Origin of the sequence: Nostoc sp. (assembly GCF_036919815.1) — a bacterium.
In the GTDB taxonomy this organism is placed as follows: domain Bacteria; phylum Cyanobacteriota; class Cyanobacteriia; order Cyanobacteriales; family Nostocaceae; genus Nostoc.
This window is the reverse complement of record NZ_JBALCE010000060.1, coordinates 1-23,162: the sequence shown is the minus strand read 5'-3', so window position 1 is coordinate 23,162 and position 23,162 is coordinate 1. Positions and strand designations below refer to the sequence as shown.

Here is a 23,162-nt window from a genome sequence, read left to right as displayed (position 1 = left end):
TGAAGACTTTTGAAAGTCGGATTCGTGCGATTAAATTGGGTAGCAATCCCGAAGTCAATGATTTTGACAACGCCAGTATCTGGATTGAGAACAATATTTCCCGGATTGATATCTTTATGAATGACATTAACTGCATGGATTCTACCCAGAATGTTTGTGAGGGCGATCGCAAGACCAAGAAAAGTGGATAAGGGATAAGGGCAGAACTTCTCTGGGCGCTTTTGCATCCATTGCTCTAGGGATTCTCCGCCAAAATCTTCTAAGAGAATTACCAGAGTGCGTTGATAGTCCTGCTGGCTGTATGCCTTGATAACTCCTTCCAAATTGAGGCAACGAGTAATTTTATATTCCTGTCTGTAGCGGGTAAGTTCTTGAGGAGACGGATAATTTTGCTTGAGCATTTTTGCGATGATCGCCACTCCATCATCTCTGATGCCCCGATACACTAAAGAATTAGAACTTTCGTATATCTGATCTTGGATGGTAATACCAGGTAGAGCAATCATAGATTTTCTCTGTAGAGTATAATCTGGCATCCCTAAAAGTATACAGCAATTCTCATTATGAGAATAATTACTCACCGTTTGCTCATATCAAAAACGGGACTCTTTTAGCATCACGTTTTGTCAAGGTGCGATCGCACATCGCACACAACCTAATTCTGCCTGATAACCCAAAAAGGCGTAGAAGCTCTGCTTCTTGTCACCAGACATCGCCCATTGTTTGCCCAAGGTGTCATCATCTGGTGGATTTCTGCTCAAGTTGGTAGCTCACCAAGTGGTAGGTAACACGCAAACTATCCTATGATGAGTAGATTTGATAATCTGATGTCTGACTATGCCTGCTAATACTACTGACTTGGAGAAACGTTTATGGGAAGCAGCTGATGAGTTACGCGCTAACTCCAAGCTAAAGTCTAGTGAGTATTCTATCCCAGTACTGGGGTTAGTCTTCCTCCGCTACGCTGATTGGAAATTTACCCATGCTGAGGAAGAACTGAAAAATATAGGTAGTAGAAGACGTGGGATTACCAAAGCAGACTACCAAGCCAAGGGTGTAATGTACTTGCCTGATGCTGCCAGATTCTCTACACTGCTGAATTTACCAGGAAGCGCAGACATTGGTAAGGGAATTAATGATGCCATGCGTGCCATAGAAGCAGAAAATGAAGAATTAAAGGATATTCTCCCCAAAACTTATAATCGCCTGGAAAATGATCTGTTATTTGACTTGCTGAAAAACTTTAACAAAGTCGAATTAGGAATAGATTTATCAGGTGATGCTTTCGGGAAGATTTATGAATACTTCTTGGGTAAGTTTGCTATGAGTGAGGGACAGAAGGGGGGAGAATTTTTTACTCCTATTTCTGTGGTAAAGCTGATTGTGGAAGTAATCGAACCTTATCATGGACGAATTTATGACCCGGCTTGTGGAAGTGGTGGTATGTTTGTCCAAAGTGCATCTTTTGTAGAAAGGCACAAGAAAAATCCCAGTACAGAAATTAGTATTTATGGACAGGAAAAAGTAGGTGAAACTGTGCGCTTGTGCAGGATGAACTTAGCGGTACATGGACTTGCAGGAGATATTCGGCAGAGTAATACTTATTATGAAGACATTCACGAGTCGGTCAGCAAGTTTGACTTTGTGATGGCTAATCCACCTTTTAATGTAGACAAGGTGGACAAAGAAAAAATCAAAGGAGATCCGCGTGTTTGCACATTTGGGATGCCCAAGGCAGATAATGGTAATTACCTGTGGATTCATTTTTTCTGGAGTGCATTAAATGCCAGAGGTAGGGCAGGATTTGTCATGGCTAATTCTGCGAGTGATGCGCGAGGAACTGAGTTAGAAATTCGGCAGAAACTCATCCAATCTCATGCAGTGGATGTGATGATTGCTGTTGGTTCTAATTTTTTCTACACTGTTACTTTACCCTGTACTTTGTGGTTTTTGGATAAGGGGAAAGCAGATACTATCCGCAGGGATAAGGTATTATTTCTGGATGCTAGGCACATTTACCGTCAAATTGATCGAGCGCATCGGGAGTTTAGCGCCGAACAGATTGAATTTTTGGCGAATCTAGAGACGCTATTTTTGTAAATCCTAAAACTTCAGTTCCAAAAGAAGGTGAAAAACCATTTGTATCAATGAGTTGTTTATCTAATAATTCAATGCTTATTAACGAGATTGAATACCGTTTAGGCAATAGTGGCTCAAAATTTAAGAATGGTGATACTCTCTTTGCTCGAATAACTCCATGTCTTGAGAATGGCAAGACAGGGTATGTACAATTTTTAACTAATGATGACGCTGTTGCATTTGGTTCAACAGAGTTTATTGTTCTCAGGTCTAATACTCTTTGTCCACAATATGTTTATTTAATGGCTCATTCAAATGATTTTAGAGATAATGCTATCAAAAGTATGACTGGAGCTACAGGTAGGCAAAGAGTACAAGAAGCTTGTTTTGATGCATTTTTATTTGCTCACCCTGATGCTGCAACCATTTCCACATTTTCTAAGTTAATATCTCCATTGTTTCGTCAAATTTATCTATTAGCTCATAAAAACTCCAACCTCCGCAAAACCCGCGATTTACTCCTCCCCAAATTCATCTCAGGAGAAATCGACGTAGAACGCCTAGACATCACCACAGAGGACATAGCTGCTTAAACAATTAAAAATTACCAGATAAAAACTAAATTGTGAAAATCCCCGATAATATCATCATTCCCGAAGAAAAAGTTACCCGCTATCTTCTAGTTCCCCGCATCAAAGATGATAAATCAAAATTTTTAGCCCAAGCAGGATTTACACAAAATAACCCAGAAGATTTATTGACAGCGATTCGACAACTCGCCACCACCAACGAAGCAGTACAAGATAATACTAATGAATATGGAACTTTTTACACCATTGCTGGATACCTACAAAGAGTAAATGGTCAAAATTTAGCAGTTATTACAGTTTGACTACAATCAAAACATGACGGAAGCTTTCGTTTTATTACCTTACGCCGTGTGCAACTTTCTCTCAGACCTAACCCCCAACCCCTTCCCTACAAGGGAAGGGGAGCAAGAATCAAAGCCTCTCTCCCTGTGGGGGAGAGGTTTGGAGAGGGGTTTTAAGGATAAGTTGCACATCGCGTTACCTTGAAACCAAAGAAGGACTAATGATCATGAAATTGGAACTATATCAGTATGTTGCTCTCCGTCGTGATTTCCCAGAATACAACCTCAAACAGGGTGATGTCGCCATGATAATTGATTATGTGACTCATCCAAGCGGTGGAGAAGATGGCTATATATTAGAAGTATTTAATGCAGCAGGTGACTCTATCGCTGTTTTTACCGTTCCCATGTCAGCAGTAAAAAAAATGCCTAGCGATGCAGTTCTTGCTATTCGCCCATTAGCAGAATTAAAATAGTCACCCAATAAAACCACTAAAACGAATCACATTTAACCCAGAAATCATGGGTTCCAGTTTTGGAGGATGTTTGAAAAGTATTTCTCTGTAACTTTAGGTACTTTAGATCCCCCCTAACCCCCCTTAAAAAGGGGGGAACCGGAGTCAAAGTCCCCCTTTTTAAGGGGGATTTAGGGGGATCTAAAACTTTTGATACCGATAAGAGGACTTTTCAAACATCCTCTTAGCCCTGTGACAAAACAGGGCTAAGGCAAGAGACGCGATAAATTAAGGCAAGAGACGCGATAAATCGCCATCTCTACAAAGGACTGATTATTGTAAAGACGGCGATTTATCGCGTCTTTGTGATCTAAGGTGTGTCATCAAAAAACCTTATCTGTACCTTACCAACTTGCAATCTGCTGTAAAAGTCGTGTTGAGGTACTTGAAAGTCGTATTTAGGTACTTGGAAGTCGTGTTGGAGTACTTGGAAGTCGTATTTAGGTACTTAAAAGTCGTGTTGGAGTACTCGGAAGTCGTATTTAGGTATTTAAAAGTCGTGTTGAAGTACTTAAAAGTCGTATTTAGGTATTTAAAAGTCGTGTTGAAGTACTTAAAACTCGTCTTGGAGTACTTAAAAGTCGTGTTGGAGTACTTAAAACTTTGTCGCACCGCAATCAAGCTGTGTAGATTGGGTTGAGCCTTTGCAACTGTGCGTGAGAAAATCACCCCCTCAATCGCCAACACCAAATTTTTGAGTTAAGAATGGAGTAAATCGATACTCCATACTTATGCGTCCACCTCACCCAGACTCAGAAGCAGCGTTAGAGAATGCCACCATTGACCTATTCTCTCAACTGCAATGGCAAACAGCCAACTGTTTCCATGAAACCTTTGGTACAAACAGCACACTGGGGAGAGAGACAAAGGGTGAGGTAGTTTTAATTCCCAAACTCCAGTTAGCTTTACAAAACTTAAACCCTGACTTACCCACAGAAACTATCCAACTTGCCATTGAAGAATTAACTCGTGATAGAAACACATTGAGTTTAGCCAATGCGAATGCAGAAATTTATCAACTCCTCAAAGATGGAGTAAAAGTCAGTTTTAAAAATGATGAGGGTGAAGACGAAGCAGAAACAGTCAAAGTCATTGACTGGAATCACCCAGAAAATAATAATTTTTTTCTCGCTTCCCAATTCTGGGTTACAGGAGAGATTTACACCAGAAGAACAGATTTAATCGGGTTTGTGAATGGTTTACCCTTAGTATTCATTGAATTAAAAGCACATCACCAACGCTTAGAACTTGCCTATAAAAACAATCTCACAGATTACAAGCAAACTATCCCCCAACTCTTCTGGTACAACGCATTTATCATCCTCTCCAATGGTACAAAAAGTCGCATTAGTGGCTTAACTGCCAAATGGGAACATTTCGCTGAGTGGAAAAAGATAAATTCTGAAGGAGAAGAAGGGATAATTTCTCTAGACACCATTATTAGAGGAACTTGTGAACCTACCAAATTACTGGATTTAGTTGAAAATTTTATCTTCTTTTATTCTGCCAAAGGCAGTTTAGTTAAAATCATTGCCAAAAATCACCAATATTTAGGAGTTAACCAAGCAGTTACCGCAGTAACAGAAATTAAATCCAACCAAGGCAGATTAGGAGTATTTTGGCATACCCAAGGTAGCGGTAAAAGTTATTCAATGGTCTTCTTCTCCCAAAAAGTGGTGCGAAAACTCTATGGAAACTGGAATTTTCTAATTATCACCGACAGAGAAGATTTAGACGAACAAATATACAAAAACTTTGCCTATGCTGGTGCTGTGACAGAAATCGAAAAAAATGTCCGCGCTAAAAGTGGAGAACACCTCAAACAACTCCTGCATGAAGATCATCGCTACATCTTCACGATGATTCAAAAATTCCGCACCGAAAAAGGCGGAACCTACCCGATAATTTCAAATAGGTCAGATATTATTGTGATTGCAGATGAAGCACACCGCAGTCAATATGACACATTTGCTCTCAACATGAGAAATGCCTTACCTAATGCAGCATTCATTGGTTTCACTGGTACACCCTTAATGTTAGGAGAGCAAGAAACCAAAAAAACCTTTGGTGATTACATCAGCATTTATAACTTCCGCGAATCAATAGAAGATAGCGCCACAGTTCCCCTCTACTACGAAAACCGAATTCCCGAATTGCAACTCACCAATGATGCACTCAATGAAAATATGGCAGAAATCATTGAATCTGCAACACTGGATGAGGAGGAAGAGAAGAAATTAGAAAGACAATGTGCCAGAGAATATCAATTAATTACCAGAGATGACCGATTAGAGAAAATTGCTCAAGATATTGTCACCCACTTGTTGGGTAGAGGTTATCAAGGTAAAGCAATGATTGTCAGCATTGACAGATTTACTGCTGTCAAAATGTACAACAAAGTTCAGCACTACTGGCAAGAACACCTGCAAGAGTTTAGAAATCAACTTGCTCAGTTTAATTTAAGCGAATTTGAACAAAAAAAATTATCAGTCACTATTAAATATATGGAAGAAACAGATATGGCAGTAGTCATATCTCAGTCTCAAAATGAAGTAGAAGTATTTCAGCAAAAAGAATTAGATATCACTCCTCACCGTCAAAGGTTAGTGAGTCAATCTCCGCCATTGGATGAAAAATTCAAAGATCCATCTCATCCCCTACGCATCATATTTGTCTGCGCCATGTGGATGACTGGATTTGATGTCCCCAGTTGTTCCACCATTTACCTAGACAAACCGATGAAGAACCATAGTCTGATGCAAACGATTGCCAGAGCAAATCGTGTCTTCCCAGGTAAAATAAATGGACTGATCGTTGATTATATTGGTGTCTTCCGAGATTTACAGAAAGCACTAGCTATTTATGGTTCTGCATCTGGTGGTAGTATTCAAGAAGGGGATACGCCAGTTAAAGCTAAAACAGCTTTAGTGGCACAATTGAGAGAAGCGATCGCCCAAACCACAACATTCTGTACGCAAAAAGGCATTGATTTTGGTGTACTGGAGTCAGCACAAGGTTTTACACGCACCAAATTTTGGGCAGATGCAGTAGAATCGATCATTTTTAATGATGATGCCAAAAAAACTTATCTTTCTCTAACAGGTAACGTTAACAAACTTTACAAAGCCATTCTTCCAGATGCTGGTGCTAATGAGTTTACTCTTATCAATGCTCATTTGCAGGCAATCAAAGACCAAATTCTGGCAGAAGTACCAGAAGTTGATATGTCCGAAGTGATGTCCGAAGTGGAAGAACTGTTGGATTTGTCCATCACTGCTGGGGAGTTTGTGATTCAGGAATCCCACAGTCAACGCATCGACTTAAGCAAAATCGACTTTGCAGCCTTAAAAAATAAATTTGCTAATACTGACTACCAGAGAACGGAGACAGAAAAGCTAAAAACTGCGATCGCGCAAAAGCTCCAGCAGATGCTGAAGTTAAATAAAACACGCATGGGCTACCTGGAGAAATTCCAGCAGATGATAGCAAAACACAACGCTGACTCACGCAACGTGCAAATATTCTTCAATGATTTGATTAACTTTGCTCAGGAATTGGGTGTTGAAGATAAAAGAGCGATCGCGCAAAATCTCACTGAAGAAGAACTAGCAATTTTTGACTTCTTGACTAAACCAGAAATTAAACTGACTAAGCAAGAGGAACAGGAAGTCAAACAAGTTGCCAAAGAATTATTGAAAACTCTCAAAAAAGAGAAGTTAGTTTTGGATTGGAAGAAGAGACAGCAAACCAGAGCATCAGTAGAAGTGGCAATTAAAGATAATTTGGATAAGTTACCCCAGAGTTATTCTGCTGAAGTGTATGAACAGAAATGTCAGGAAGTTTATCAGCACATTTATGAGAATTATTCTGGACAAGGGAGTATCTATGATGCTGGTGCGTAAATTCTACTAGTACAAAATCTGCTTTTATCAGACGACCTAAGCCTTAGAGGTTGTTTGAAAAGCCCTGTAATACTTATATTTATTTAAAGGCGGCACCCGGATTTGAACCGGGGGTGGAGGTTTTGCAGATCGGTACTGTGTACCCTTTGGCTTCAAAAATGCCCATAAAGTCAACAATCTAGCAATAATCGCTTGACTTTGAATATCAAAATGAATATCATAGGGAGATAGAGGTTAGAGATATTCAAATGGGTATAGCCAAGACAGTTAGGACAGCCAGGGGTAATGTCGGTGTTGAGGAGTTCAGAGGTAAGCTAAGGCTGAGATTACCCAGGTCAGTAACACCACTGGGTAAACAAGTTATCATTAGTACTGGGTTAGATTCAAATGATATTAATAGGCGGCGAGTGGATTCAGTTGCTAACTGGATAGAAGAAGAGATAATCACAGGGCAGCTTGACCCAACACTTGAGCGCTACAAAGAGAAACTAGAGAGCTACAGAAAACCCCTGTTAACCCTGGTTAGCCCCAAGACACCACAGACAGACATCATGGGACTATGGGAGCAATACTGTGTCTATATGAAACCGCAGCTAGCCTCTACCACATATCTGCGCGATTATGCCAGAAAGTACACTAACCATATTAAGGGGCTACCGACAAAGGACTTAAGCCAGTCGATCGCAATCAGAGATCACCTGTTAACCCAACTGTCTCCTAATGCTGCCAAGAGAGTACTAACCTATTTAGCCGCTTGCTGTAAATGGGCTGTTGGCTCCGGTATGGCTAAGGATAACCCCTTTGCCGGGATGTCAGAGGACATCAAGTTACCAAAGCATGATTCAGATGCCATTGACCCATTTAGCAAACAGGAGATGAATAACATCATCCAGGCATTTGAGACTACCAGGGCGCACTATGCCCCCTTTGTTAAGTTCCTATTCTGGACTGGTTGCAGGACTGGGGAAGCGATCGCTATCCAATGGAAACATATTAACCCTGAATGCACACAGATTAACTTCTGTGAGTCCTATGATAGCCAGTTAAATATTAGGAAGGGTACTAAGACTGGCAAGGCTAGGAAGTTTCCCTGTAACACCCAAGTTAGGGAACTATTGTTATCCATTAAGCCCCAGGATATCAGCCCAGAATCACAAGTATTTACTAGTCCCACTGGAGGAATAATCAGCAATACCAGATTTTCTACTCAGGTCTGGAAAGGGGGCAGGACAAGTAATAAAAACTACAATGGAGTTATCCAGGGGTTATTAGATGCTGGTAAAATAGAGCGCTATCGATGCCCATATAACACCCGGCACACCTTTATCACCCTAATGCTGGCTGAGGGGTTAACAGTCTCCACAGTGGCCAAGTTAGTTGGTAACAGCCCAGAGATTATTCTGAAGCACTATGCGGGTAACACAGTACCACTAAACCTTCCAGAACTCTAGTAAACTGGTTAACCTATGAAAAACCCCTGGAATGATCCGGGGGTTTTGTTGTTGGTTATGTGTCTCTGAGGAAGTCTAACCAGCTATCCAGGGGTTTAAATAAATACCTGGGGACTGCATAAGATAACTCCTGGGACTTGACCCTTAACCAACTGGTTTCTCTGGTTAACCTGTCCGCCTCAGTTACCCTGGCTTCCCCCGTGGTGCGATCGATGGCAACTACAAAGTGAACCGGGAATCTATACTTAGCCCATCTGGTATCTATGCCACCAACTAGGATGTTATGGTACTTGAACTTATCAGCCCCCGACTTGACCTCTATGTTGTAACCCTGTCCATTGTGGATAATCCGTACATCCCTTTGGAACTTGGCAAATGATGACTTAGATAACTCAGACTTAGGGTTATCCCGCCAACCTTGGGGATCTGGTTTCATGGGGTTATTCTGCCAGTAACAGACCTCAGACCGATATGGTAGATATTGATCAACCTGATAAACCTTGTCTAACCCGTGGGTCTTCAGGTGCGCGACTAGTGAGTATTCCCAGGCATTACCACAGGCTAGGCGATCGCTAAAGGAATCCTGAAAATGTTCAGAGTTTCTACTTGTGCCATTAGGCGCAATGTATGTTATGATAGACAAAGGACTTATTTTAAAAGTATTAGATAACCCTGTGCGTAGCTAGTAACTACTTACAGGGATTTTGCATTGGTCAGTTAGATGAACTCTAAGGGTTCATTAGGGTAATACTTTAGGATTACTTATTAACAAATAGTCATTATTGGCTCCTAGTGGTCTTAGAGTCCCAATGCGTTTAGTTGCAACTAAATAAACCTTAAAATCCCCAGGATGCTTACAGGGCAAGGCTTAGACTATGCAAAATCCTAATACAGGTAGATAAATATTCAGCTAGTAAAATACCAGATAATCTGGTTTCATAATCCTGGTGACACTATTAGCGATCGCCGAAGCGTCAGGGGTCACAATAGGCTACAGAGGCATCAAAAATCCCCTAGATGCAACTTGTATCTCTAGGGGATTCTAAGGGTATTCTGGGGCATTCTAGGGGATTCTAGAGTATTTACCTAATCATGGGGTAGATTTCCCTGATTATTGCCGTAGTGCGTCTGGTAGTCCTCGGTGTACTCAGGAACCCCCATTTCTTCCTCTAGGCTCCCTACCCTGAAGGATACATTAACCACTGGGTCAGGCTGGCTGTACTGTAGTTGGTATTTCAGAAGCCCTGATGCAGTCTCAATCATTTCTCGTAGCGCTCTGACAGTGCTTAGGTCGCCAGTGACCTTAAAGGAATCATTCAAGGTATCTATGGTAACTAATGTGGTCTTTAGTGGACTCTGAAGCTTATCCGCGTCTGAGTAGTCATTATAGCTATTAGGGTCTGTTAGGGTAGTAGGGATAGCCTTGGGTACTGTGTTAGCCTTGTAGCCATAAATCTGCCTAGCTGTTACCTTATGACCCCTTGCTACTAACCATTTAGCGATCGCTGGGGCTGGGATGCTTTTAGATAACTGTGCGTCTACAGCTTCCCTGATATCATCTGGTAGTAAATCGACTACACAGGGTTTCTTGTTAGCCATTATTTTACCCTCCTAGATGATGCTGTGATTCTCTTTATTCTCCGTTGTGTAGCTTGCTTGCGCCCTAAGACTTCTAGGAGCCTTTGTCTTTGCTCTGGGGTTAGTTGGCGGTATAAGGCTTTTTGTTTAGGGGTTAGGGACTTTAAAATAAATAGTTGCTTAGGGGTCATCAGGTATCCTTGGGTCTTTCGGTGTTGTTTGTACCCCTATTCAGTCATTTAGATATCCCCCCGTTGTGCGTTGGTGGTTCTAGCCAGGGAACTTAACATCCGAGAGAAAACCTTGTAAGTTACTATCGCAATCCTTACGGTAAATGATTTCTAACCAAGTAACCCCCTCATCATTGGTCAAGGTAATAACATAGCTGATTCAACCCCGAAGTGCTTGTGGCTTAACAGAGAAATAACAGAGGAAACAAATAACTCTTGGGCTTTTTGTTGACCATCTATCTTATAAGTTATCTCATAAACTTTCTGGTATTGTTCAGAATCTAGGCTACCTTTATCAATGGACTTCTGTATTAACAAGCTGGCAGTTTTAGATGTCAGGTCTTGACTATGTTGGCGCTTCTGTTGCTCTTTGCGTGCCTGGGTTTCCTTGGCTTTTATTTCTGCTAACCGAGCATCATATTTGGTTTGTTCCTCTTTAGCCTCGGCTATCAGTTGGGCTACATGAGCATTAATATCAAAGTTTGATTGATAAGTCATTGTCTAGGGTTCCTTAAGACCTTTGGTCTTCTTATTGTTCTTAATGTTGGTCTTGGTTGGGAGGTGATAGCCTCTGGGCGATGAAGTTTAAAACTTGGGTTTGTTCATTAACAGTAACTTCAATGCGATCAATGGTCTTCCGTAGTTCTACTTGGCGATCGCTTTGTTCCTTAATATCATTCCGTAGCTGCTTTAGCGATAAGTTGTCGGATGATGGCTGCCATAGAGATATTAGATTGTTTAGAAAGGGTTTTGAGTTTGAGAAAGGAGTGTTCATCTAAAGTGATTGGTAGTTTTTTGTTAGCCATAAAAATAAGCCATGTGTCCTAATATAGTCAACTAGATATCCTAATATAGTCAAGTTGACTTAGTGTGAGTACCCTACCGATTTACAAAGATGTCTCAAGCCAAACTTCCCTTAACTATAAATAAGCTTTATATTGTCGATGGTATCGAGTTACCTTACATAGGCGAATATGGACAAATGTTAACTTTCCAGAACAGCTACGCGGGTCAATATGGCCAAACAGTAACCTTTAATAATGGAGCATTATTAACCATAGAAGTTACTAAACTTGAGTTAGAAAGGATTACCGAGTCCGTCTAGTAACCAAAGAAAAAAAACCTCCTGGGGTTAACCCGGAGGTTTTGAATATCACTTTGAATATCAAGAAAGCCTTTTATTTGGTTTTTGATTATCCTGAAAGGCTGAAAACCTAAAGGCGGCACCCGGATTTGAACCGGGGGTGGAGGTTTTGCAGACCTCTGCCTTACCACTTGGCTATGCCGCCACAGCATGAAACATACAGCCTTCTGCCTGCAACTCGATAGTTTTGAGAGCCAAAGAGGAGCTAACAGCGCTAATTTAACAATAGTAGCACAAAAGCTAATCTGTAATTTTTTTCCTCGTTCCCATGCTTCACATGGGAACGAGAGAATAATAGAGAAATCGGGCTTTTTTTCGACTTGTCAAACCTTTACTTCATCGGCAAAACTGCCCCATCGGACAAAGTGAAATGGACCGGCGATAGAACCCCATAAATGTTCATTTGTGTCTAAATCCCTTCCCCGGTCGAGGCTGAAAAATTCTTTAGCGTCAATCTCAAATTCGTTATCTAGATAAGTATTTTTGCCGTCACGAACCACAATGCAGCCTTTACCAGGTTCAACCCTGCCTTTAAAGCTATTACCTGTCCACTCTACAACCATGTTGCAACCTGGCATTTTTTGCAATTGGTCAACGGATAAAACTTTTAAACGTTCAGGTTCACGAGATGCGCCGAAAAATTTTTGTTCTTCTTTAAGCGTGTAGTGTTCAATAACAATGTGGTTTTCTGTGGGAATCAACTTCATTACCCGCATCCGGTAGGGTTGATTGAGCATAAAATCATAAGCTTGTTCGAGAAACAAACTTACCCCTGAGAACAATTCCAAGGGAAGGGGACGGATACACACGCGAATGTGGGCATAAAAAGGCGGGTTTTCAAAAGCTTGTTCTTGATTGCTAAAGTCAGCTGCCATCCACCGGGCTAAGGTGGCAATATCAGTAGAATGAGTCACGTCGCTTCGCTCCGAATTCAAAATTTAAAATTCCTCTGGGAAAGTTCTGATGCCTACGCAATTCAATTAGATATTACGATCGCTCTTAGTTCCAGAGTGCTAAAATCCCATTGCCTGGGCTACTACACTCAATTCTGGTGCAATACCCTGTTGAAATTGACTGTGATTGTGTTTAATCGCTGTATCTGGGTCTTTTAGACCATTGCCTGTGAGGACACAAACCACTGTCGCCCCTGTCGGAATTTGGTCTTTCACCTGCAACAACCCGGCTACAGAAGCGGCGCTAGCAGGTTCGCAGAAGATACCTTCTGATGTTGCCAAAAGTCGATAAGCGTCGAGAATTTCGGCATCGGTAACGGCGTGGAAATTTCCCTGACTTGCGGTTTGGGCTGCAACAGCTAACTCCCAACTAGCAGGGTTGCCAATGCGAATTGCTGTCGCTAGGGTTTCGGGATGCGCCACTCGCTGACCATGTACTAATGGGGCTGCACCTGCGGCTTGGAATCCCATCATTCGGGGTAGGCGATCGCACTTTTTGGCTTGATGATATTGACAAAATCCCATCCAATATGCTGTGATATTTCCGGCATTGCCCACGGGGATACACAGCCAGTCTGGGGCATCACCTAGCACATCAACAATTTCAAAGGCTGCTGTTTTCTGCCCTTCTATGCGGTAGGGATTGACCGAATTCACCAAAGTTATGGGATAGCTTTTCGACATCTCGCGGACAATTTCTAGCGCTTGGTCAAAATTCCCTTTAATTGCCAACACTTCTGCACCGTAGAGTAATGCTTGGGCTAACTTGCCTAGCGCCACATAACCTTCGGGAATCAGTACAAAGGCATTCATTCCCCCACGCCTAGCATAAGCGGCGGCGGAGGCTGAGGTGTTGCCCGTGCTGGCACAAATTACTGCTTTTGCCCCTGCTTCCTTGGCTTTAGAAATTGCCATAGTCATCCCCCGGTCTTTGAAGCTGCCGGTGGGATTGAGACCGTCATATTTTACAAAAACCCGCACTTGTCTGCCAATGCGTTCGGCGATCGCTGGCACTGGTATTAGAGGTGTGTTACCCTCCAACAGAGTGACAATCGGTGTTTTTTCGCTGACGGGCAAATATTCACGATAGGCTTCTATCAGTCCAGGCCAGGGTTGGCGATGAGATTTAGCAGTAGACAGGCTCAAAGTCACGGGATTTAAAATTTCTTAATGTAAGGATTGGATATTTAGAAACGGTGGCATAGTGAAGCAAAAAATCGGGAACAGGAAGAAAGTAAATTTTTCTTTGCTAGTTCCCAGTTAAGAGTCGCCTAATTCCAAACGTATATTATTTAAGAATATTATTTTTTGTGGTGCAGGCGTTACACTTGCCATTTTTATTTTATTTAGAATGTAAGTTTATCATAAAGTGCCACCGCGACCTTCGGTTTAACGAAATCTAGATGGTCTAAACTCTTGCGTAAATTCCCCTAAAACTGCGACAATAATTCATACAGCTATAATTGACAGGGCATTAATTAAGTATTGCTAACTACAGAACACCACAAAAAGAATATGGAATTTCATCATTCGTAGGTTGGGTAGAACGTAGTGAAACCCAACATCAAGTCTGAATATTTCCGAACCCCTTTTACGGTGACGTGTACTAAGTAACCTCAAGTGGACAGAAGCTTTGCCACTTGGGGCGATGTTTTCTCTGGAACACAGCCATTATGATCACCGTCTCTGATGATTGAACCTAAAATCCATTAGAGTAATTGATTAAAATATACAATAATTTAATAAAGCTTCAAATAGCATTATTATAATATTTCTAATGGTGTGAGTTAAATTGTGGATTTAATTAGCGATGTCTACTTGTTTATCTAGTGTTTCCGATCGCGAGTCCCAGACCAACTGGGTCAGTAAGTTAACCAAGTCTTATTATCAAGACGATCAGCAAGCTAAATTTATGCATTTACAAGCAGAGGTAGACTCTCTGTTGCAGCAGTTGGAAAACCTGAAGCACCAACGTCTAGCCGACACCAACCAAAAAGAATAAGTCATTTTTGGAGATAGCGATGTCTACGACGGGCTACGCCTACGCTTTTCCCCTCTCTAATCTAAATTTGAGTCAGGGGTAAATTTGAGTCAGGGGCGTGCTATTCAAAGCGCTGATTTTTCTGGGACCAGCGCCTCAAACTGTAGTTATGAGCATTTTCTACAAGTAAAGCTAAGGATTGCACACCTGAAAGTTTGGCGATCGCCGAGAGTTTTTGTAGATAATTTCTTGTAAAATCAGTGTAAATGACTTTATTCTGATCAGACAAAATTATAGTCCGGTCAGGGGGGTTATTTGTGTTTTCTCTCTGAATTCCAGGTTTAGGCAGATTCAAGGATGCTATTTCTTCTACTGAGATAGTCAGTATTATTTCTGGTTGAGCGTTATTTGTTAAATCAATCACTTGAACCGGCCAATTACCCAACTTTTCCTGCATCTGCTCAAAGCTAGGAATAGTACCAGCCGGAACTTCACCAGATTGCTGTAAAGATTGCCACACACTCGATAAAATTACTTTGACCCCTTGGGGATTTTGTTGATGCAGTTCTTGGAGAGTAATTGGAGATGGTTGCACCCATTCCACTGCTGCATTTGTCAAAGCTAAAGGTTTGGGTTGGAGAAGATTATTTTGATTCTCTGGGATTTTTGGGCTAGCAGCTAATAGGCGCAAAACTTTACCCCGCAGTTGCACCGCTTTGATAGTGGCTATACTAATTTGTTGTTCTCCATTTGGCAACCAGACCACAATCTGGATTTCCGGGTCAGAAGTGATTCCCAAAGTTTTCCAGAAAAATTTGGCGGCGTCAGTTTTGGGTAAGTTGAAATTTTCAAAGGGAGAATTTAGCCAGCGTTTCCCATCATTAAATGCACTCACTTCCACCTGATACCAAACTTGGTTATCTGTGAGTTTGAAAACTGCTGGGGAATTTGGTTGCAGCCATTCGCTGTTGGTAACTTGAGTGATTGGTTGCACAGTACCAACAATTTGACTAGGGTGAGTAGAAGATATTTGCGACTTTCTACCCTCATGATTAAGTCTTACTAACAGACCTTGAATATAGGCAAGATTATCTTTTGTAATTTCTGGTTGCGCCTTTAACCAAGAATTAGCATGTTCTTCTCCTCGCTGAACTGCTAAAATCAAAGCGAACCAAGCTTGCACATCTAGTCTATTTGGGTTTACCCGCAATGCTGCCACCGTGCGATTCCACAACCGTTTTTCATCAGCTTTGAGTAAGGTAACAATTTCTTGGGCATTATGTGGCGACGCTTCAAACACCTGTAAAGCTTTCCCCCAACGGCCATCAATCAAATCTGCTAACACTTGTTGACTAGGACTTGCCCAATTTTTATCAGCTTGAGTTTTAGTAAGTTGAGAATGCAAGCGAATCAAATCCATTTGGGCTTGCGCCGCCTCTGGTAAAACTCCTTTGCGCTGTTTCTTGATGAATTTCAACCATTCAAAGGCTGGTGTCCAAAGTCCACTACGGGCAATTGATAGAGCATTTTGGTATGCTAAATCCTTGAGGGCTGGTGATTTAAGGGTAATCGCCTCCAATTGAATTGGTTTGAGGAATAATTTTAGAGGCTTGACTTGGTAAAGCTGTAAGTGCGGTTCTAAACCTATAGTTTGATCAACAACCAACTCTTTTGTACCATCACCAGTTACCTGCTGCCATTTTGGCAATTGTCCATTAGGACTAGTCCAAGACAACATTTGTAGTAAATTCGTGCGTTCGGGATTGTAGTATACGACGTAACCGTAGGCGAACGCACCAGTTCCTTCTTGACGTTGACCCCGCAAATTAAACCAAACCCCTGGTAATGGTGTACCGCTTTCAAAGGGTTGCACTTGAGTTAAAGGTAGGGAAATGTTGATATCCTGGGGTTCTGATGTCCCATCAAGCAAGGGAGACACAAAGGATTCTTCTAGTCCAGTTATCGGCAATTGAGTCGCCAGATAGTAGTAATTTTCTGACTGAGATTTAAACTCTAACTCTTCTGAACGTTCGTAAACCCTGAGTTCCATAAGTTCTTCACAATCAGATTCACAATTAGCACGGTGTTGAAAAACTGGCAGTAAAAATGAGTTTTCCGCATCCTGATTTAAAGGCAGAGTTTCCCCAAATATTTGGTTTTTTTTACTCAAATCGAGTTGAATTTGTTTGAGAGTTTGGGGGCGTTCGTGCTTCCCAAGCGGGATTTGTGCCCATGCAGGTAAAATTTTATTTAGCCAGCTTACCTGATCTGGATTGAAGATGTAGAGAACGCTAATCCAGGCAAAAGCCATAATTAGACTAGCACTAGTTAACAGAATTGCGATTGCTAGCATTGACGACAACCAACTTCCCCGTTTTAGCTTTTTCTGGGGTTTTTTAGCGACGCGTTTGATCACACCTGCATGAGGTTGATTTCGTTTAGAGGCTTTTGGCGTCAGCTTGCGTGAGCGTTTTGCCATATTAATTTTCAATCAATCCAATAGATATTTTTGAGCATTGGGCATTGGGCATGGCGTAGTGATTCATCTCCCACCCTGCGGGTTCGCGTAGCGTTCCGTAGGAAAGTTAAAGCTACATCTCCCCCTTAAAAGTCTCCAGTACTTAATACCCTGTTATACTCGTCCTTTCAAAAAGTTGCCCAGAAGCATTAAGTTTAATTTGGGAAAAAATCCGTAAATATCCCCATGTGAACGCTAACTGATTGCGAATACACTCTTCACTTAAGTATGTGAGCCGAGTGTAAAAAGTTGAAAGGTAAACTTATTAACCGCAGTCATTGCAAAACCAGGATGTTCACATGGTTACTAATTGCGGGAGTAAATGGAGTTGCAGAAAAAGCACTAGCACAAGAATACATAAATACAGTAACTACTCAGGAGTCAGGAGTTAACAGTGATCAGATTATTCCCTCTCCCCCCCTCTCCCCAGAAGATCCAATGGCGCAAGTTACATCGGTTTCTCAACTCAAGGACGTCCAACCCAACGATTGGGCATTCCAAGCATTACAGTCTTTGGTAGAACGTTATGGTTGTATAGCCGGCTATCCAGATAGCAGCTATCGTGGTAATCGCGCCTTAACTCGATATGAATTTGCCGCCGGTGTGAATGCTTGTTTAAATAGAGTCAACGAATTAATTACTACAGCCACCAGTGATTTAGTCACCCGCGAAGATTTAAGAATCTTACAAAAATTGCAGTCAGAATTTGCCCCGGAATTAGCAACTTTGCGGGGTCGTGTCGATAGTTTAGAAGCTAAAAGCGCCGAAATAAAAGCCAACCAATTCTCAAGAACAACCAAACTCAATGGATTACTGATAGTTGCCATTCAAGGACGGACTAACAATCGTGGTGATGTTAATCCTAGAGATGGACAAAAAGATACAAATGATGCAGGGACAAACATTCATCTCATATCCCTGGCGCAGCTGTATTTAATTAGTCAAATCACTCCCAGTAGTTACTTGTTTACAGGTCTTGTAGATGGTAGAGGTACTACTGTACCTAGATTTACTAATAGCGTTTCCCGAAATGATGTTTTACTTGGCTACGAATTTCCTACAAATAACTTGATTATAAGTGACTTCAATTTTCATTGGCTGGTGACAGATAAATTAGCAATAATGGTGGGAACAGAAGGCGTAAGTATGCCAACTGCTTTCCGAGGCCCAAATCGGGTAGAAAGTGCTGCAACAGGACCACTGTCTTATTTTGCCCAAAGAAACCCAATTTTAAATATGGGTTATGGCCACGGCGGTATAGCTATTGATTGGCAATTTGCTAAACGCGCTAGTTTGCAGGCAATTTATACTAGTTATCAACCAGGAAATCCCGGTAAGAATAGCGGTTTATTTGATGGAACCACTACTACAGGTGTGCAATTGCTGACGACACCAAGTGATACTCTAGATTTAAGTTTGTATTACGTTAACAATTACTCCTCAAATGGTTGTTTACTAACCTTTGTTGGCGATGAATGCTTAACTGCGGTTAATACTAGTAACGGAAAATCAGCACCTGTGCAAACCAACGCCGTGGGTGCGACTGTAACTTGGCAAATTTCTCCCCACATTAGCGCAGGTGCCTGGGGTGGTTATACTAAATCTTACATTCCTGGGCGATCGGGAAATGTAGAGACGACGAATTATATGGTGTTTCTGAATTTCCCTGATTTATTTTCTAAAGGAAATTTGGCGGGAATTTATGTCGGTCAACCTCCTAAAATCACCAGTAGTGACCTACCGATAGGGAATAATGTCCCTGATTTTGTTAATACAGGTTTAGGACGTGCAGGTGGACAACCAGGGACGACCACTCAAATCGAGGCATTTTATCGTTTCCAGCTAACAGATAACATCAGCATTACACCAGGAATAATTCATATCTTGGAGCCTGGGAACACACCAGATAGTGACTCAGTTACCATCGGACTTATACGGAGTACTTTTACTTTTTAATTGTGCTTGTAGATAAATATTAGAGTAATTAAGTATTGAGACAGGCATCTACCTAATTTTGCACAACAAACTATTGAATAGACTTCTTGCATAAATAAAAAAGACGGGGGTTAGCCCGTCCTGTGTATAATAAGTAAAAACATCTTGGTAATTTCTGGAATATATCAAAATACTTTAATAACAATCTGCCAAATTGCCAAATACTTACCAATAAAACACGAAAATTAATTTCTCTGTAAATGGAGGTTTTTATCAGCTATAAATTTTACTATAATCCCAGAAGAACGCTTAGAAAAGGGTGTGACAGCAAGTTTAAGTTTACTGGAAAATGCTGACTGCTCACGGACAAGGGCTGGTGCGGCGGGGAATGATTCGCTTTAGGAAGTTAACAAACCTCGACTCAAAGAATTTATGATGCTTTTGATTGAGATCCAGGTGCAGCAGTGCTGGTGATTTCAGAAGATTTGGATGAATTGTTTGGACCAGTGCGATCGCATTGGTGCAATCTATAGAAAATAAGTTTCTTCCCTAAAAGCCAATTGCCCATACTAGCCCCGATGAAATTTTCGCGGTATCTGAATTACAAATTAAGAATTCCGCGCAGAGGTAGTAGTATGTCAAAATAAAAAGACCCGATACCTCAAGGTGAGCGATCGCTCACCTTGCTAGATTAAAGGATTGACCTGAGCAATGGCAGACCAAACCAATCACAATCAAGCGGGAGAAGTAGCTCCCAGCACTGTTGACAAGCAAGCTCCCAGTGTAGCCGAAGAACACGCTCCTAGTACAGACTCACCCGAAGCTACAGACCTTCCTACTGCCAACGCGCCAGATCCGAAAGCCGCAAACCCCGAAGATAACCCCAATGCTGCTAAACCATCTGCTGCATCACCCAAGCGAGAAAAACCCGCCCCCGCAGCTAAAGCCGCAGTAGGCGAAAAACCCGCCTCCGCCGCAACTGAACAAAAACCCGCCGCCGCCGCTAAAGCCGCCAAAAAGGAAAAAGCCCCAGCTGTTGAAGATAAGCCATTTGTAGAGTTTATTGAGCAAGATTACTTACCAGCTTTACAAAAAGCGATCGCTCAACAAGGCGTGCAAGATTTACAGGTGTCTTTTGCCAAGCAGAAGGTGTCAATCACTGGCTTTGAATCCTCCGAAGAATGCTGGCAAATTATCGGCAGTTGGTCGGAAATAGGTCAACGTCAGTTTAACCTATATTTCCCTGAAGAAGATATTCAAGGGAAAAAGGGATTTTCCTGTAATGAAGGCAAAAAACCTAGCACTCTTGAATCATTCTTAATCGATGAGCGCAAAATTACCCTCGATTTGTTGGTATTTGGCTTAGTTCAGCGCTTAGACGGTCAAAAGTGGTTAGGTAGAAATTAGTTATTGGTCATGGGGCATTGGGCATTGGTTATTAATTCTTCTCTCCCCCACTCCCCACTCCCCTTAAAGTTCGTGGAAATGGTAGGTAACGGCTCCAGTATTGGGGTCGTTATCTATTTTCACATAACCTGATTTGTACATCTCCTTGAGAGTAGCTTCGACTTCAGCAAAGCTGGCTCCAGTGAACATCACGCCTTGAGTGACAGTTAAAATACCACCCTTGCTTTCCGCCGCTTCGATCAGTTTAATCATCACTTGGTTCCCAGTTGGGCGGTGGACTTGAGAAGCAACCACTGCTTGATTTAACGGCACACCAAAAGGAGATAAGCCCGCTTTTAATCTCAGATTGTGTTCGTATTCCTCAACCATATTGGGAATGATGAACAAATCCACGAACTGCCCTATACCAAAGACACCACCGGTCAACAGCCACAACAAACCAGTCCCGATTTTGCCATTATACAAACGGTGCAGTCCTCCTAATCCTAAAAAGAGCGCTGCACACAAGATGTAAGATACAAGAAGTCGGTCTTTATGCTGATTGTTTTCAAGATTCATCTTGTTTTCAACCCTTTGGATTTACTCTTGTTGTCTAAAATGGTTTTTTCCTACTGTTTTTATACTAAATATGGATAGCTAGACTTACATCTTGCATCAGTTGTTTTCTGGCAATTTTTGTAATTATCTACTGCTGTTAGCTCCAACTCTGATTTGATGCTGTAAGCAGTGTCCAACCTATAGTTATTGATAAAAGTGTAACATATCACTAAAGGTGTAACAAATTTTCAGTAATTATGCTAATCATGGATTGTTAATATTAAGATAATCAACCAATCTGCAATTTTAGATTCCGCAAACATTGAATCATTGTTGCAACTCTTAATGTTTTGCTTACTAATTTGTAACCCACACCTTGGTAGACTAAACTTTATACAAATGGATATTGTGGGCTGTTGCGCCTTGCCAAAGCATTACCCTTGGCTTTTTGGTGAGGCAGTCGCTCAGAGGGGGTTTCCCCCATGAGGAACTGCCGAACCCGAAGGGTGTACATCAAGATAATAAAGACGAAAGAGCAATCAAGACATGGTAGATTCCCTCAAAAAACCAGGCTTTGAAGAAATCCGGCCAGGGATTAAAGTCCCGGCAAAAGAAACCCTGTTAACACCTCGGTTTTATACTACCGATTTTGATGAAATGGCGCGGATGGATATCTCCGTCAACGAAGATGAGTTAAAAGCCATTCTCGAAGAGTTCCGCACTGACTACAACCGCCATCACTTTGTTCGGGATGCCGAGTTTGAACAATCCTGGGATCATATTGATGGGGAAACTCGCCGATTGTTCGTTGAGTTTCTAGAACGTTCCTGTACGGCAGAGTTTTCTGGCTTTTTGCTGTATAAAGAACTTGGTCGTCGCTTGAAAGGCAAAAGCCCCGTCTTAGCAGAGTGCTTTAACCTGATGTCACGCGATGAAGCGCGTCACGCTGGCTTTTTAAACAAAGCTATGTCGGACTTTAATCTGTCCCTAGATTTAGGGTTTTTGACTAAGAGCCGCAATTATACCTTCTTTAAGCCAAAATTCATCTTTTACGCCACTTATCTTTCTGAGAAAATTGGTTATTGGCGTTATATCACTATTTATCGCCATTTAGAAGCACATCCCGAAGATCGGATTTATCCAATCTTCCGGTTCTTTGAAAACTGGTGTCAAGATGAAAACCGTCACAGCGATTTCTTTGATGCGATCATGAAATCTCAGCCGCAAATATTGAATGATTGGAAAGCCCGGCTGTGGAGTCGGTTCTTCCTGTTGTCGGTGTTTGCGACAATGTATCTTAATGACATCCAACGGAAAGACTTTTATGCCACTCTGGGACTGGATGCGCGAGAATACGACATCCATGTTATTCAGAAGACTAACGAAAACGCCGGTAGGGTGTTCCCTCTGATGTTGGATGTGGAGAATCCAGAGTTTTATCAGCGCTTGGATACTTGTATAAGCAATAATGGGAAGCTGAGTGCGATCGCTAACTCCAATACTCCCAAATTCCTGCAATTCTTCCAAAAACTGCCGCTTTACATCTCCAATGGCTGGCAGTTATTGCGGCTGTACCTGATGAAACCGATTGATACTGTTTCTACTCAAGGGGCTGCTCGTTAAGTTATAACAGGTTTGCGAAAGCTTTAGTGGTTCTGCTGATTGCAGAGCCACTTTTTTTGTCAAAGTTGGGTAGGCGTAGTTTTGCAGTAGATACCTTGAGTTAAGCTGATTTTTCCATTCTAATTACATCTGGTATGAATACTTGGTGCTTGGCTGCTTCTGCTTCGTAACATCTGAGAATCAGTGATGTCAGCTTATCGAAGTCACTGACAGAAGAAATAATTACTTTTGATGCGGTATCCCCCAGAGAAGCTGTTATTTCCTGCACTTCAAAATTTAAAGCTAGAGACTTTACTTCATCTACATTTAGCCGAGTAATAAAACTTTTTTTCTGCGAAGATAGATACAGCCGCAGAAACCACCAAGTACTTTTGCCAAGATTGATACCAAAGTATGAAGCAGTATCCTTATATTGTAGTTCAAAATTGTAACTCATTG

At 41.7% G+C, this 23,162-nt stretch carries 20 protein-coding genes, 1 tRNA gene and 1 pseudogene; 10 read left to right on the top strand and 12 right to left on the bottom strand.

All coding sequences use genetic code 11. The annotated features are described in order from the left end of the window. Both V7K15_RS15015 and V7K15_RS15010 read right to left on the bottom strand, forming a co-directional pair. Positions 1-506, bottom strand: a 506-nt coding sequence (locus V7K15_RS15015; RefSeq protein WP_334906273.1) for a serine/threonine protein kinase, incomplete at its 3' end; no start/stop codon positions are given. A gap of 120 nt (positions 507-626) precedes the next feature. Beyond that, positions 627-761, bottom strand: coding sequence for a hypothetical protein (locus V7K15_RS15010; protein ID WP_334906272.1), 135 nt, complete (start codon positions 759-761; stop codon positions 627-629). Between the two features lie 76 nt (positions 762-837). Here V7K15_RS15010 and V7K15_RS15005 point away from each other — a divergent pair, with 76 nt between their 5' ends. The 6 genes from V7K15_RS15005 to V7K15_RS14980 all read left to right on the top strand — a co-directional run bounded on the left by V7K15_RS15005 (position 838) and on the right by V7K15_RS14980 (position 8,818). Beyond that, a complete protein-coding gene (locus V7K15_RS15005; RefSeq protein WP_334906271.1) occupies positions 838-2,100 on the top strand; it encodes a type I restriction-modification system subunit M in 1,263 nt (420 codons plus the stop codon). A gap of 71 nt (positions 2,101-2,171) precedes the next feature. Continuing rightward, complete coding sequence (locus tag V7K15_RS15000) at positions 2,172-2,672, top strand: hypothetical protein (RefSeq protein ID WP_334906270.1); 501 nt, start codon at positions 2,172-2,174, stop codon at positions 2,670-2,672. Between the two features lie 32 nt (positions 2,673-2,704). Continuing rightward, on the top strand, positions 2,705-2,971 hold the full coding sequence (locus V7K15_RS14995; RefSeq protein ID WP_334906269.1) for a DUF6883 domain-containing protein: 267 nt from the start codon (positions 2,705-2,707) through the stop codon (positions 2,969-2,971). Positions 2,972-3,171: 200 nt separating this feature from the next. Next, positions 3,172-3,426 (top strand): DUF4926 domain-containing protein, encoded by a 255-nt coding sequence (locus V7K15_RS14990; protein ID WP_334906268.1) that lies wholly within the window; start codon positions 3,172-3,174, stop codon positions 3,424-3,426. 770 nt (positions 3,427-4,196) lie between these two features. Continuing rightward, positions 4,197-7,367, top strand: coding sequence for a type I restriction endonuclease subunit R (locus V7K15_RS14985; RefSeq protein ID WP_334906267.1), 3,171 nt, complete (start codon positions 4,197-4,199; stop codon positions 7,365-7,367). Between the two features lie 248 nt (positions 7,368-7,615). Further along, positions 7,616-8,818, top strand: coding sequence for a site-specific integrase (locus tag V7K15_RS14980; RefSeq protein ID WP_334906266.1), 1,203 nt, complete (start codon positions 7,616-7,618; stop codon positions 8,816-8,818). A 55-nt stretch (positions 8,819-8,873) separates the two neighbouring features. Here the strand turns inward: V7K15_RS14980 and V7K15_RS14975 are convergent, their stop codons facing one another. The 7 genes from V7K15_RS14975 to thrC all read right to left on the bottom strand — a co-directional run bounded on the left by V7K15_RS14975 (position 8,874) and on the right by thrC (position 13,875). Then, on the bottom strand, positions 8,874-9,461 hold the full coding sequence (locus V7K15_RS14975) for a hypothetical protein (RefSeq protein WP_334906265.1): 588 nt from the start codon (positions 9,459-9,461) through the stop codon (positions 8,874-8,876). Between the two features lie 443 nt (positions 9,462-9,904). After that, complete coding sequence (locus tag V7K15_RS14970) at positions 9,905-10,417, bottom strand: hypothetical protein (protein WP_334906264.1); 513 nt, start codon at positions 10,415-10,417, stop codon at positions 9,905-9,907. Positions 10,418-10,764: 347 nt separating this feature from the next. Continuing rightward, positions 10,765-11,124: a hypothetical protein gene (locus V7K15_RS14965; RefSeq protein WP_334906263.1), complete on the bottom strand. Its 360-nt coding sequence runs from the start codon at positions 11,122-11,124 to the stop codon at positions 10,765-10,767. 40 nt (positions 11,125-11,164) lie between these two features. Next, complete coding sequence (locus tag V7K15_RS14960; protein WP_334906262.1) at positions 11,165-11,401, bottom strand: hypothetical protein; 237 nt, start codon at positions 11,399-11,401, stop codon at positions 11,165-11,167. A gap of 443 nt (positions 11,402-11,844) precedes the next feature. Continuing rightward, positions 11,845-11,915 (bottom strand) — tRNA-Cys (locus V7K15_RS14955). Positions 11,916-12,093: 178 nt separating this feature from the next. After that, complete coding sequence (locus V7K15_RS14950; RefSeq protein ID WP_334906261.1) at positions 12,094-12,684, bottom strand: chromophore lyase CpcT/CpeT; 591 nt, start codon at positions 12,682-12,684, stop codon at positions 12,094-12,096. A 99-nt stretch (positions 12,685-12,783) separates the two neighbouring features. After that, positions 12,784-13,875 (bottom strand): threonine synthase, encoded by a 1,092-nt coding sequence (gene thrC, locus V7K15_RS14945; protein ID WP_334906260.1) that lies wholly within the window; start codon positions 13,873-13,875, stop codon positions 12,784-12,786. A 658-nt stretch (positions 13,876-14,533) separates the two neighbouring features. On the opposite strand from thrC, the gene V7K15_RS14940 reads away from it, so the two are divergent. Then, positions 14,534-14,725, top strand: a complete 192-nt coding sequence (locus V7K15_RS14940) for a hypothetical protein (protein WP_334906259.1) — start codon at positions 14,534-14,536, stop codon at positions 14,723-14,725. A gap of 100 nt (positions 14,726-14,825) precedes the next feature. Here V7K15_RS14940 and V7K15_RS14935 read toward each other — a convergent pair whose 3' ends face one another. Further along, positions 14,826-17,183, bottom strand: coding sequence for a hypothetical protein (locus V7K15_RS14935; RefSeq protein ID WP_334906258.1), 2,358 nt, complete (start codon positions 17,181-17,183; stop codon positions 14,826-14,828). A gap of 330 nt (positions 17,184-17,513) precedes the next feature. Here V7K15_RS14935 and V7K15_RS14930 point away from each other — a divergent pair, with 330 nt between their 5' ends. Further along, a complete protein-coding gene (locus tag V7K15_RS14930; protein ID WP_334906257.1) occupies positions 17,514-19,178 on the top strand; it encodes an iron uptake porin in 1,665 nt (554 codons plus the stop codon). A gap of 690 nt (positions 19,179-19,868) precedes the next feature. Further along, the gene (locus tag V7K15_RS14925) at positions 19,869-20,564 is read left to right on the top strand and encodes a DUF2996 domain-containing protein (RefSeq protein WP_334906256.1); all 696 of its coding nucleotides are present in this window, start codon (positions 19,869-19,871) and stop codon (positions 20,562-20,564) included. A 63-nt stretch (positions 20,565-20,627) separates the two neighbouring features. Here the strand turns inward: V7K15_RS14925 and V7K15_RS14920 are convergent, their stop codons facing one another. Next, complete coding sequence (locus V7K15_RS14920; RefSeq protein ID WP_334906255.1) at positions 20,628-21,122, bottom strand: TM2 domain-containing protein; 495 nt, start codon at positions 21,120-21,122, stop codon at positions 20,628-20,630. Positions 21,123-21,647: 525 nt separating this feature from the next. On the opposite strand from V7K15_RS14920, the gene acsF reads away from it, so the two are divergent. Continuing rightward, positions 21,648-22,724, top strand: coding sequence for a magnesium-protoporphyrin IX monomethyl ester (oxidative) cyclase (acsF, locus tag V7K15_RS14915; RefSeq protein WP_334906254.1), 1,077 nt, complete (start codon positions 21,648-21,650; stop codon positions 22,722-22,724). Positions 22,725-22,824: 100 nt separating this feature from the next. On the opposite strand, the pseudogene V7K15_RS14910 reads toward acsF, so the two are convergent. Next, positions 22,825-23,162, bottom strand: a pseudogene (locus V7K15_RS14910) (restriction endonuclease subunit R); the annotation flags it as partial.